Annotated in this window: 9 protein-coding genes; 2 read left to right on the forward strand and 7 right to left on the reverse strand. The window is 66.3% G+C overall.

Translation table 11 applies throughout. From position 1 onward, the window contains the following. From WT53_RS03330 to WT53_RS03340, 3 genes are all read right to left on the reverse strand, one after another. Positions 1-2,060, reverse strand: a 2,060-nt coding sequence (locus WT53_RS03330) for an efflux RND transporter permease subunit (protein WP_156447852.1), incomplete at its 3' end; no start/stop codon positions are given. A gap of 15 nt (positions 2,061-2,075) precedes the next feature. Further along, positions 2,076-3,314 carry an efflux RND transporter periplasmic adaptor subunit gene (locus WT53_RS03335; RefSeq protein WP_060258499.1) on the reverse strand — a complete coding sequence of 413 codons (1,239 nt, stop codon included), beginning with the start codon at positions 3,312-3,314 and terminating at the stop codon, positions 2,076-2,078. A 211-nt stretch (positions 3,315-3,525) separates the two neighbouring features. Further along, the gene (locus WT53_RS03340; RefSeq protein WP_034208829.1) at positions 3,526-4,419 is read right to left on the reverse strand and encodes a LysR family transcriptional regulator; all 894 of its coding nucleotides are present in this window, start codon (positions 4,417-4,419) and stop codon (positions 3,526-3,528) included. A 590-nt stretch (positions 4,420-5,009) separates the two neighbouring features. On the opposite strand from WT53_RS03340, the gene WT53_RS03345 reads away from it, so the two are divergent. Then, a complete protein-coding gene (locus tag WT53_RS03345) occupies positions 5,010-5,990 on the forward strand; it encodes an AraC family transcriptional regulator (RefSeq protein ID WP_060258502.1) in 981 nt (326 codons plus the stop codon). Between the two features lie 60 nt (positions 5,991-6,050). Here the strand turns inward: WT53_RS03345 and WT53_RS03350 are convergent, their stop codons facing one another. The 3 genes from WT53_RS03350 to WT53_RS03360 form a co-directional block, all read right to left on the reverse strand. Next, positions 6,051-7,022 carry a sulfonate ABC transporter substrate-binding protein gene (locus WT53_RS03350; RefSeq protein ID WP_034208831.1) on the reverse strand — a complete coding sequence of 324 codons (972 nt, stop codon included), beginning with the start codon at positions 7,020-7,022 and terminating at the stop codon, positions 6,051-6,053. Positions 7,023-7,299: 277 nt separating this feature from the next. Beyond that, positions 7,300-8,250 (reverse strand): LysR family transcriptional regulator, encoded by a 951-nt coding sequence (locus tag WT53_RS03355; protein ID WP_034208832.1) that lies wholly within the window; start codon positions 8,248-8,250, stop codon positions 7,300-7,302. A 276-nt stretch (positions 8,251-8,526) separates the two neighbouring features. Continuing rightward, positions 8,527-9,825, reverse strand: coding sequence for an adenylosuccinate synthase (locus WT53_RS03360; protein WP_034208833.1), 1,299 nt, complete (start codon positions 9,823-9,825; stop codon positions 8,527-8,529). A 141-nt stretch (positions 9,826-9,966) separates the two neighbouring features. On the opposite strand from WT53_RS03360, the gene gcvA reads away from it, so the two are divergent. Beyond that, positions 9,967-10,872: a transcriptional regulator GcvA gene (gene gcvA / locus WT53_RS03365; RefSeq protein ID WP_034208834.1), complete on the forward strand. Its 906-nt coding sequence runs from the start codon at positions 9,967-9,969 to the stop codon at positions 10,870-10,872. A 161-nt stretch (positions 10,873-11,033) separates the two neighbouring features. Here gcvA and WT53_RS03370 read toward each other — a convergent pair whose 3' ends face one another. Beyond that, positions 11,034-11,348, reverse strand: coding sequence for a hypothetical protein (locus tag WT53_RS03370; protein ID WP_059498804.1), 315 nt, complete (start codon positions 11,346-11,348; stop codon positions 11,034-11,036). Positions 11,349-12,665 lie beyond the last annotated feature (1,317 nt).

Raw genomic sequence — 12,665 nt, forward strand, 5'->3', positions numbered from 1 at the left:
GCGTTGTCCGTCAGCTCGAAGTCGAAGCCGGCGGCGGTACCGAGTTCGGGAATCGACGGCGGGTTGAACGGAATCACCATCGCGTCCTTGTACTGCGAGTAGTGCGCGAAGGTCCGGCCGATCAGCGCCTGCACCTTCTGGTCCGAACGCTGGCGATGCTCGTACGGCTTCAGCTTCACGAACACGAGGCCCGCGTTCTGGCCGCGGCCCGCGAAGCTGAAGCCGTTGACCGTGAACACCGAGTCGACCACATCCTTCTCGGCGGTCGTCAGGTACGCGTTGATGTTGTCGAGCGTCTTGCCGGTCGTTTCCTGCGTCGAGCCGGACGGCGTCTGCACGATCATGAACATGTAGCCCTGGTCCTCGTCGGGCAGGAACGACTTCGGCAGGCGCGCGAACATCACGCCGACCGCGATGAACACGGCGAGGTAGATCACGAGCCAGCGGCCCGAGCGCCGGATCACGTGGTTCACGCCGCCCGTGTAGCGATCGCGGCTGCGATCGAAGGTCCGGTTGAACCATCCGAAGAAACCCTTCTTCTCTTCGTGATGCCCCTTTTCGACCGGCTTCAGGATCGTCGCGCACAGTGCCGGCGTCAGAATCAACGCGACCAGCACCGACAGCACCATCGCCGACACGATCGTCAGCGAGAACTGGCGATAGATCGCGCCGACCGAGCCGCCGGAGAACGCCACCGGCACGAACACCGCCGACAGCACGAGCGCCACGCCGACGAGTGCGCCGGTGATCTGGCTCATCGCCTTGCGGGTCGCCTCCTTCGGCGACAGCCCCTCCTCGGCCATCACGCGCTCGACGTTCTCGACCACCACGATCGCATCGTCGACCAGCAGGCCGATCGCGAGCACGAGGCCGAACATCGACAGCGTGTTGATCGAGAAACCGACGACGCCCATGATCGCGAACGTGCCGAGCAGCACGACCGGCACCGCGATCGTCGGGATGATCGTCGCCCGCAGGTTCTGCAGGAACAGATACATCACGAGGAACACGAGCACGATGCCCTCGATCAGCGTCTTGACCACCTCCTCGATCGACAGGCGCACGAACGGCGTCGTGTCGTACGGGTAGTGCACGACGAGACCATGCGGGAAATACTTCGACAGCTCGTCGATCTTGGCCCGCAGCGCGTTCGCGGTCGCCAGCGCGTTCGCGCCGGTCGCGAGCTGGATGCCGAGGCCGGCCGTCGGCTGCCCCATGTACTTCGTGTCGAACGTGTAGTTCTCCGAACCCAGCGCCGCGCGGCCGACGTCCTTCAGGCGAACCTGCGAGCCGTCCTGGTTGACCTTCAGCAGGATGTTGCCGAACTGCTCGGGCGTGCGCAACAGCGTCGATTCGGTGATCGTCGCCTGCAGCACGGTGCCCGGCTTCGCCGGCGTGCCGCCGATCTGGCCGCCCGCGATCTGCACGTTCTGCTGCGTGATCGCGGCCGTCACGTCGGTCGGCGTGAGGCTGTAGTTGGTCAGCTTGACGGGGTCGAGCCAGATCCGCATCGAGAACTGCGAACCGAGCAGCAGCGTCTGGCCGACGCCGTTGACGCGGCTCAGCGGATCGAGCACGTGCGACGCCACGTAGTTCGTCAGGTCCTCCTTCGACATCCGGCCGTCCTCGGAGTTGAACGCGAACCACATCAGCCAGTTGCTGCTCGACTTCGTGACCTGCATGCCGAGCTGCTGCACGACTTGCGGCAGGTTCGGCGTCGCGAGCGACAGCTTGTTCTGCACCTGCACCTGCGCGACGTCCGGATTCGTGCCCGGCGAAAAGGTCAGCGTGATCGTCGCGTTGCCCGAATCGTCGCTCGTCGACGACATGTACAGGAAGTTGTCGAGTCCGCTCATCTGCTGCTCGATCACCTGCGTCACCGTGTCTTCCACCGTCTTCGCGGAAGCGCCCGGATAGTTCGCCTGGATCTGGATCGTCGGCGGTGCGATCGTCGGATACTGCGCGATCGGCATCTTGAAGATCGATGCGACGCCGGCCAGCATCAGCACGATCGCGATCACCCACGCGAAGATCGGGCGATCGATAAAGAACTTGGCCATGAAACGGACTCCCTGTTATTGCGCGCTCGACGCGGCGGCCGAACTCGCTGCGGCATGGGCCGCGGTACTCGCCGGCGCGGCGCTTGCCGGCGCGGCGGATGCGGCGTCCGCCGCCGGAGCGAGCTGCGCGGCCACGGTCTTCACCGTCGCGCCCGGGCGCACCTTGTCGACGCCCTGCACGATCACGTGATCGCCCGCCTGCAGACCGCCTTCGACGATCCAGTTCTGGCCGTACGTGCCGGTGGTCGTCAACGGACGCATCTCGACCTTGTTGGCCGCAGTCACGACCAGTGCAATTGCCTGGCCCTTCTGGTCGTGCGTGACGCCGATCTGCGGCACCAGGAACGCGTTCTCGTTCACGCCTTCCTCGATCCGTGCACGCACGAACATCCCCGGCAGCAGCACGCGGCCCGGGTTCGGGAAGACCGCGCGGATCGTCACCGAGCCCGTGGTCTGGTCGACCGTCACGTCCGAGAACTGCAGCTTGCCCGGCTCCGAGTACGTCTTGCCGTCTTCCAGGATCAGCGACACCTTCGCCGCGCCCGGGCCGCTCGTCTTCAAACGCCCGCTCTGCACGTCCTGACGCAGCTTCAGCCCTTCGAGGCTCGATTGCGTGAGGTCGACGTACACCGGATCGAGCTGCTGCACCGTCGACATCAGCGTCGCCTGGCTCGCCTGCACGTATGCGCCCGGCGTCACCTGCGAGATGCCGACGCGGCCGCTGATCGGCGACACGACATCCGTATAGCCGAGGTTGATCTGCGCGGTGTCGACCGTCGCCTTGCCGGCCGCGACGTCCGCCGCGGCCTGGCCTTGCGTGGCGACCGCGTTGTCGTAGTCCTGCTTGCTGACCGCGTTCGCCGCGACCAGCACCTTGTAGCGCGCGACCAGCGCGTTCTGCGTGACGAGGTTCGCCTGCGCCTTCGCCAGCGTCGCCTTCGCGCTGTTCAGCGCGGCGATGTACGGCGCCGGATCGATCTTGTAGAGGCGCTGACCGGCCTTGACGTCGGTGCCTTCGGTGAATTCACGGCGCAACACGATGCCGTCGACCCGCGCACGCACTTGCGCGACGAGGAATGCACTGGTGCGGCCCGGCAGCTCCGCCACCGCCGGCACGGCTTGCGGCTGCACGATGACGACGCCGACTTCCGGCGTTGGCGGCGGCGGTGCCGATTCTTTTTTCCCGCACGCGGCCAGGAAAACGGCAGCCGTTGCGGCGGTGATTAAGCGGTATGGAACCCGTTCGACGCGCATGTAGCGACCTCTCACAATTAGACGACCTTCAATGGGAATCACCAGATCTCCTCATGGTCCTGACGCGCGGCGGACTTGCAGCTTCCTGTTCACCGCGGATGCGGACGCGTGTTGCGGGTGTGCGTTGCACCCTGCGAAGCGTTCGTGTGCCGAACTGCTTCCGATAAAGAACGGCGAGCCCGCGGGCCGGCGGGCTCGCGTTGCCGCGGGTTCAGCCTGACCGCTGGCTCGCGGGCCGGAACGCGGCGCCGACGAATTCGATGAACGCGCGCGCGGCGGCCGGCAAACGCGCGGCACGCGCATGTGCGAGCTTCAGCGTGACGGGCGCGAGCGGGTAGACCGGTGCAACGCGCACCAGCGTGCCGGCCGCCAGATCGGCGTCGACGAGATACGCGGGCAGCACCGTCGCACCCATGCCCGCCACGGCCAGCCGCCGCGCCATCTCGAGATGGCCGACGCCCGTATTGCCGGGCGCCGCGCCGGATCGAATCCCGGCCGCGGGACCGTCGTCGGCCGCCGGCAGTTCCAGCCGCACGGCCGCGATGTCCGGCCAGTCGCCCGACGCAGCCGCGCCGCCGTGCGCGGCGACGTAACCCGGCGCCGCGACCCGCACGGTTTCGTACGCGGCCAGCGTATGCAGCGCATGGGCGCCGGACACCGGCATGTCATCGGTCAGGAACGCGACGTCGATGTCCTCGGCGGCCAGGTCGACGTGGGTATCGGTCAGCGTCACGGTTGGCCGCACGTCCGGAAACCGGTGCACGAAGCGATCGAGCAACGCGCTCAACTGGCTGAGCCCGAACGCGACCGGCGCGGCCACGCGCAATACGCCTTCCGGCTTGCTGCCCATCGCGACGAAGCGGCCGTCGATCTCGTCGATCGCGCCGAGAATCCGCTCGACGCGCGCGAGATACAGCTCGCCGATTTCCGTGAGCGACTGGTGGCTCGTGCTGCGTTGAAGCAGGCGCGCACCGAGGCGCGTTTCGAGCGCATCGACCAGCCGGCTCGCCATCGCCGTCGACACGCGCAACCGCGTCGCCGCCCGGCGAAACCCGCCTTCTCTTGCCACCGTCACGAATGCCCGAATCGATTGAAGTTGGTCCATTTGTCCGGATTTCCCTGCGCGGACGACTGCCCGTATGCCTGCACCCGCCGCCGCGCCGCGGCCGGCCCCGCATCGGCCCGGCCAATGCGGCGGCACCGACACCGGCTCGGCCGGGTCGGTCGGCACGCGCGACACGCACGGGCCGGCTTGCAGCGGACGCAAACCGGCCTCGGCAAGCCCGATGCACGATCGTTCGATAGCAGTCCTGAGTCTTTTCCGGCGATTCGCGGGGCGACGCACGCGGCATGGCGGCGGCCGCGCATCACGCGGACGATGTTTGCCCGCATCATCCGGGCGCGCTGAATCGCATTTCCTTCAGCAGGTGCAATGGTAGGGAAACCACCGAAAAATGGCTTGCCCGATCCTGCGATTGTTTTGCCTTAATTTCCGAATTTGTGCGCCGCACATCGTGCAACGACGACGACGCGGTCGCCGACCATGCAGGTCCGGATGATCGGGCTAATTTCGGACAGGTTTAGGCAATCCCGCGCACGCAACTGGCCGTACGATGTGACCGCCGTGCCTGCACCTCGACAGCGGATCGCAGCCGCGCCCATTGCATCGACCACTCCGCCACCCGCTTACGCAACATGGAAATCGACGCCGAAACGCCGCCGCAACCGCGCCACCCGCCCGATCACGATGCTCGGACGCGCGCCCGGTCGCCCGCGGCCCGGCTCGCGGCGCTGATCGCCGCGTACGCGCCGCACGACGGCATGTTCGACCTCCCGTTGCGCGGCATGCGCGTCGCGCGCGCTGGCGCGCCGTCGCCGCAGTGGAACCACGGCGTGCACCACGCGTGCCTGAGCATCGTCGGGCAAGGCGCGAAGTCGATGCGCGTCGGCGACGAGACTTACCCGATCGACGAATCGCGGATGCTGGTCGCCACCGCCGATCTGCCCGTGACCGGACGCGTGACCCGCGCAAACCCCGCCGAGCCGTTCCTTTACGCGCAACTCGCGCTCGATCCGCGCCGCATCGCGGCGCTCACGCCGGTGGTCTTTCCGCGCGGGCTGCCGAAAGCCGTCGACTGCCGCGCGCTCGACACGCTCGACGCAACGCCCGAAATCGTCGACGCCGTCGCGCGGCTGATGCAACTGATCGCACAGCCCGACGACCTCGACCTGCTCGCACCGCTGATCGTCGACGAAATCCTCATCCGGCTGCTGCGCGGCCCGTCGGGCGCGCGCGTCGCGCAGATCGGCGACGCCGGTTCGACGACTCAACGGATCTCGCGCGCCGTCGCATGGATTCGCGACCACTACCTCGATCCGATAGCGGTCGACTCGCTCGCGCGACGGGTGGAGATGAGCCCGTCGACTTTCCACCATCACTTCCGTGCGGTCACGTCGATGAGCCCGTTGCAATGCCAGAAGGTGCTGCGGCTGCAGGAGGCACGCCGCCTGATGTGCCTGTCGGCGATGGACGCGCGGCAGGCGTGCCGAAGCGTCGGTTATGTGAGCGCGTCGCAGTTCAGCCGCGAATACGCGCGGCTGTTCGGCGACGCGCCGGGCCGCGACGTCGCGAGACTGCGCGGCGAAGCGGTACCGCTGTCGCGCGTCGCACCATGAACGGATATCGCGACGGGTTCGCGGCTCACCGCGAACCCGATCGTCGGGCCGGCTCCCGGCTCATGCGAGCGAGGGCGGTGCAGCCAGGCTGACGTCGACGCGCTTCGGCAGGATGCCGGCCTGATGGAACACGTCCGCGATGCGCTGCTGGTACGCGAGCGTGTCGCGGGTGACGGGCTCGACACCGAAGCGTGCGCGGCGAAACGCGAGCGCCACGGCCGGCTCCGGAATTCCCCACAGTTTCGAGAATTCGGCCGCGCCCTGCGCGCGGTTCGCATCGAGCCAGCGCTGGATCGTCGCCAGTTCCGACACGACCGCATCGAGCACGTCCGCATTGCGCTGCGCATACGTGCGTGACGCAAAGTAGTAGCCGCGGTTCTCGACGAGCCCGGTACCGTCCGCGACGATGCGCGCGCCGAACGCCTGCTGGACCACTGCGAGAAACGGATCCCAGATGATCCACGCATCGACCGAGCGATTCTCGAAAGCGGCCCGCGCATCGGACGGCGACAACCAGACCGGCGTGACGTCGGTATAGCCGAGCTTCGCGGCCTGCAGCAGCCGGACCAGCAGGAAGTGCGTATTCGATCCCTTCACCAGCGCGATGCGCTTGCCGCGCAGGTCGGCAAAGGTCTTGACCGGCGAATCCTTCGCGACGACCACGGCTTCGGCTGCCGGACCGGCCGGCGTCTGCGCGTAGTAGACGAGCGGCGCGCCGGCCGCGAGCGCGAAGATCGGCGGCGCTTCGCCGACATCGCCGAAATCGATCGATCCCGCGTTCAGCGCCTCGAGTTGCGGCGGGCCCGACGGGAATTCGGTCCACGTGACGTTCACGCCGAGTGTCGCGAGCTTGCCCTGCAGCGTGCCGCGCGCCTTCAGCAGGCTGAGCGGCCCTTTCTGATAACCGATGCGCAAAGTACGCGTAGCGGCCGTGCCAGCCAGCGCAAGGCCCGGGTGGGCGGCGGCGCCTGCCGCGATCGCCAGGCCGGCATGAAGCAGCCGGCGGCGGGTACTGGAGTATCGATCTGCCATGTCGTTTCGGGTTCGATGAAGTGGGCGCGAGCGGAGCGCACGCATGCGATGAATCAGGTCGAACCGATTCTAAAAGGCGGCCGCCGCACGCCGAACCAACGATGTTCGATATCGAAAGCAAGCGTTTTCATAAGGACTTGACGGCAGCACGAGCAGCGTTGTCAGGAACCGTCCGTGTGCACGTGCATTCGTTGCCCGCTTTTAACGCAGGACTCCGAATCAATTACGTCGAGCCGCAAGACGATGCGCGGTACTCACGACACCGACCTTGCGTCTATCAGGCGTGACGGGACGGGCAGCAAGCGTTCAAAGCGGCCTCGTCGGCGGCGAGCAGCTCGGGCACGCATTCCCGCAGGAAATCGACGAACGTGCGGATCTTCGCATCGAGATACTGACGCGACGCATACAACGTATAGACCGTCAGCTTCTGCAGCCGGTAGTCGGGCAGCACGCGCACCAGTGCGCCGCTCGCGAGCGCGGGCAGCGCAGCCGGGATCGGCAGCGAGCCGATACCGAGCCCGGCGCGCAGCGCGGCGCCGAGCGCATCGGCGATATTCACCTGGAAATCGGGCACCGGCAGTTCGAACGTTTCGCGGCCGTTCGGGCCGTCGAGATGCCAGCGGTCGCGCGGAAAAAGCGGCGTGACGATCTGCAGGCACGCATGCCCGGCGAGATCGCTCACCGTGCGCGGCGTGCCGCGCGTCTTCAGATAGGCAGGCGATGCGCACAACACGCTGCCCACGTCGCCGAGCCGCTGCGACACCAGCCCGGAATCGGGCAGCTCCGTCGTGCTCAACTGCAGCGACACGTCGTAGCCTTCGTCGATGATGTCGGGCACGTGCTGCGACAGCGTCAGCTCGACCGCGACCGACGGATAGCGCTCACGGTAGCGCACGACCGCGGGGACCACGTAAGACTGGCCGAAGCTCGTCGTCGCGTGAACGTGCAACCGTCCGGACGGCTTCGCCTGCGCATCGGCCGCCTCGGCTTCCGCTTCGTCGATATAGCCGAGGATACGCTGGCAGCGGTCGAGATAGCGCTGCCCAGCGTCGGTCAGCGCGATGCGGCGCGTGCTGCGGTTGAGCAGGCGCGTGCGCAGATGCGTTTCGAGCTGCGCGACCGAGCGCGATGCATAGGCCGTCGTGATGTCCAGGCGCTGGGCCGCGCTCGTGAAGCTGCCCTCCTCCGCGACCCGGACGAAAATGCGCATCATCTGTAACGTGTCCATCGACCTGTCCCCGGGATTGTCACGTCGCGCCACCGTGCCGCCGGGGTGCCGGCGGCGCCGGCACACGCCGGTCTGGCGCGAATCGTGCGGAACAGTACAGCAGCGTTGCAGGCGTGTCCAGTTCGCCGTATGCGGCACGATCCGGATGCGGAATCGGGCTGCCGGGCCGCTCGTACATGCGTATCGAAGGTGCCGACAGGCCAACGGCAGCGGTCGGCAAAAACTACCCGCCGACCATGATCCCCCTCTCGATTGACACCCTTCGCGTCTCGCGCGTTACGCGGCGCCCGCCGCATCGAACGGATTGCGCAACACGATCGTATCGTCGCGTTCCGCGCCGGTCGTGATCATCGAAACCGGCGCACCCGCCACCGCTTCGATGCGCGCGACGAAGTCCTGCGCGGCTCGGGGCAGCGCCGCACGCTCGCGCACGCCCTTCACGGAACCTTGCCAGCCTTCGAACCGTTCGTAGAGCGGCTTCGCGCGCGACTGCGCATCGAGGCTCGCGGGCAGATGGTCGACACGCACGCCGTCGAATTCGTAACCGACGCACAGCTCGATCGACTCGAAGCCGTCGAGCACGTCGAGCTTGGTGAGCGCCAGCGAATCGATGCCCGAGACCCTGACGGCCTGACGCAGTTGCGCGGCATCGAGCCATCCGCAGCGTCGCGGCCGGCCGGTATTGACGCCGAACTCCTGTCCGCGCGCACGCAGCGTTTCGCCGGTCGCATCGGTCAGCTCGGTGAGGAACGGGCCGCCGCCGACCCGCGTTGCATACGCCTTCGTGACACCCAGCACGTGGCCGAGCTTCGCCGCACCGAGCCCGGTGCCGGCCGCCGCGGCCGATGCGACGGTGCCCGACGACGTCACGAACGGATACGTGCCCCAGTCGATGTCCAGCATCACGGCCTGCGAACCCTCGAACAGAATGCGCTCGCCTCGATCGGTCGCGTCGTTGAGGTCGGCCCAGACGGGACGCACGAACGGCAGGATCTTCGGTGCAAGCGCAACCAGCGTCGCCCGCATCGCATCGCGATCGTACTCGTCGAGCCCCAGGCCTCGGAACCACGCGTTGTGATGGTCGACGAGCACGTCAAGTTTGGCTGCGAGCTCGCCCGGTTCCGCGAGATCGCCGACGCGCAGCCCGCGACGCCCGACCTTGTCCTCGTAGGCCGGCCCGATCCCGCGCAGCGTGGTGCCGATGGGTTCGCGGCGCAAACGCTCCTGCGCCTGATCGATCGCACGGTGAATCGGCAGCACCAGCGTCGCGTTCTCCGCGATCGACAGGTTGTCCGGCGTCACCGACAACCCGAGCGCGGCCATCCGCCCGATTTCCGCGAGCAGCGCTTCCGGGTCGAGCGCCACGCCGTTGCCGATCACGCCGCGCTTGCCGCGCACGATGCCGCTCGGCAGCAGCGCGAGCTTGTACGTGCGGCCGCCGACGACCAGCGTGTGACCCGCGTTGTGGCCGCCGTTGTAGCGTGCGACGAGATCGGCCTGCGCCGCCAGCCAATCCACGATGCGCCCCTTGCCTTCGTCACCCCATTGGGCGCCCACGACCACCACGTTCGGCATGTTCCGTACTCCATGTGAGAAATTCAGACACTCGTTCAGCCCAGATCGGCCGTTTGTGTGCCATATTGGCGTAGCCGGATCGCCCGATCAAACGATTAAACCTGAACCATCGTGTGAGTAAATTTCACGCGAACCGATGCAATGGCCCGACGACTCCCTCCGTTGAATTCGCTGCGTGCGTTCGAAGCCGCCGCGCGGCTCGGCAGCTTCACGCTGGCCGCCGACGAGCTGTGCGTCACGCACGGCGCGATCAGCCGGCATGTGCAGCAACTGGAAGCATGGCTCGGCCGGCCGCTGTTCGAACGCCACAACCGGCGCGTCGAACTGACCGCGGCCGGCCGCGCGTACCTCGCCGAGGTCGGCGCTTCGTTCGACCGGATCGCACTCGCCACCGCGCAGCACTTCGGCCGCGCACAGCAGCGCGTACTGCGTGTGAGCGCGCCCGCGACGTTCTCGCTGCGCTGGCTCGTCCCCAAGCTGTCGTCGTTCCAGGTTGCGCACCCGGCCATCGAGGTGCGGCTGTCGACGTCGAACGAGCCGATCGAAAAGCTGCGCGACAAGGTCGACCTGATCGTTCGCGGCGGCCCGCAGGCCATCGATGGATACGTCGCGGAAGAATTCCTGTCCGAAGTCCGTCTGCCGGTGTGTGCGCCGAAGTTGCTGGAGGGCCGGTCGCTGGATACGCCCGCCGATCTCGCGGGCTTCACGCTGCTGCACGCGGCAACCTATCCGGGCATGTGGCCGGAATGGCTCGCCGCGGCCGGGCACCCGAATCTCGTTCCGCGGCACTCGCTCACGCTCGAGCATTTCTACCTGACGCTGCAAGGCGCGCTCGACGGTCTCGGCGTCGCGATGGGGCCGATCGCGCTCGTGGCCGACGACATCGCCGAAGGCCGCCTCGTTCAGCCGTTCAGCGAACCGGCGCTGCCGCCGTGGCGCTACTTCACGTATGTGGCGTCGGCGCGGGCGGACGACGACGCCGTACGCGCGTTCAAGGACTGGTTGAAAGCAACGGGAAGCGCAACTGCATCGGGAGGGCGGCGCTGACCGCCCCCGCATGCGTGTCGGGCATCTTCATAATAAGCAGGATTCCGAATCGAATCGCGTAAACGTGCGGAACATGCTTGTCATGCGTGCATGCATGATCGCGACGCACGCGGCAAGCCGCGGATCGAACCGTGGCTTGCCGCCTGCCGACGCTTACTGACTTACTGGCTTGCTGCGGCGCCGGCCTTCTTTTCCGCGTTTTGCAGATTCTGCGGATAGTTCGGATCATTGGCCGCCGGCTTGTAACCGGCGTCTTCGAGTTTCTTCAGTTCGGCGGTGTTCTTCGCACGCGCAGCCTTGTGCTCGGCCTTGCGTTTGGCCCTGGCCGCCTTGCGCGCTTCGCTCTTCGCGGCCTTGGCGTCCTGCGCAGCCGGTGCGCTGGCGGCGTCGGTCTGCGCAAACGCCGGAACGGCCGAGCCGAACAGGAAAGCGGCCGCAGTCGCAGCCAGCGTGAGTTTTCTGATCTGGATTCGCATCGCTGAACTCTCTTTTTTGATGACCATCACGGTTTGAAAAACCATCGAGATACCGCCCCTGCCCTGACCGGTCGTCATGTCGCGATCAGGACCAGAGCATCATAACCGTGTCGCAAAAAATGTGGCGCCAACGTGCTGACGGAATTGGGATACACGTATGGGAGACGCCGTGGTTCGTGCGTTCGATGACGGGAATCGTTGGATACGCGACGACGCACGGCGTCGGCGGTTGTTTCACTGGTGGTGATATCGACACGCTGATGTGCGACGTGACTATCGTCGTGCTGGCACGATCGCCGCACAGTAGTCGATCCGTGCGTCGCGTCATCGTTCGACGCGGCTCGAACGACGGTTCCTCCCATAAACGACCACGATTCGCGTGGTCTGCGATCACGGTTACGTTGCGTCATTGCGGCGCGCGGTGATTCGTCCGCCAATCCTTGCCGCCTTGCAATGCAGAAGGCTAGCCGTGGAGGCGCGGCTTGTTGTCGACTGGCAAGGTCCGACGAAAAATGGCGGAGGCTGTGCGAGCGGTGAAGACGTCGCATGATCGATTACGCGAACGAGCCGAAACCAACATGAACGAGCAGCGCTCGTCTGACGGATGCGCACATGGCTGCGAAAGTCTGTCCGCCCATGCGACCGTGCTTGTCGACGCATCAGGCGTCACACAGGGATACCGATCGTTTCTTGTCGCTCGGATCGACGATTCCTTATACGAACGGAGCGGCAATCTACACCGCTTGCTGATACCTGTGCTCAGCCCGATCGGTGAGCTTTTCCGGGAGTCCGGTTTTTTAAAGGTGAGCATGTTCGGGAGCATCGTGGAAGTCGATTGCGGTGAGCTTCGGTACCGCCGGCATCTTCACGTTGGCTCGCCACGATCGTCCGGCCCCGGACTCGATGCGGTGGCATCTCGGTCCGAGCCCGTTTTCCTGCGGGGTCCGGGTCCTCTCGTTGCCCGTGACGGGTTCGGCATGACTTCCCGGGGGCTTCCAAAGGTAGAAAACGGACGGGACGCGGGGATGACGAACAGTTCGGCCCGGATGCCTCCGGGCACAGTTCACAGGCTAAATCTGGCGAGCGACGTCACAGGCGATCGACAAAAACTTGTCTATAGACGAGGCTGCGCGAGTACAAAAAACTTCTCGCAGGCAGTCCAGGGTGATTTCGAACTGCCGTGAAGGAAAGTGACGGGATCCGTTCCGCGGGTCAATCACAGGGTACCGAGCCGGCCGGGAGCAGGATTTCGGGTCCCATAGACGGGAACCTCTATGCCGAATCGGGGGATTTCCTCCCATAAGTTTCTACGTTTGG

Source organism: Burkholderia sp. MSMB2157WGS (assembly GCF_001532755.1).
GTDB lineage: Bacteria > Pseudomonadota > Gammaproteobacteria > Burkholderiales > Burkholderiaceae > Burkholderia.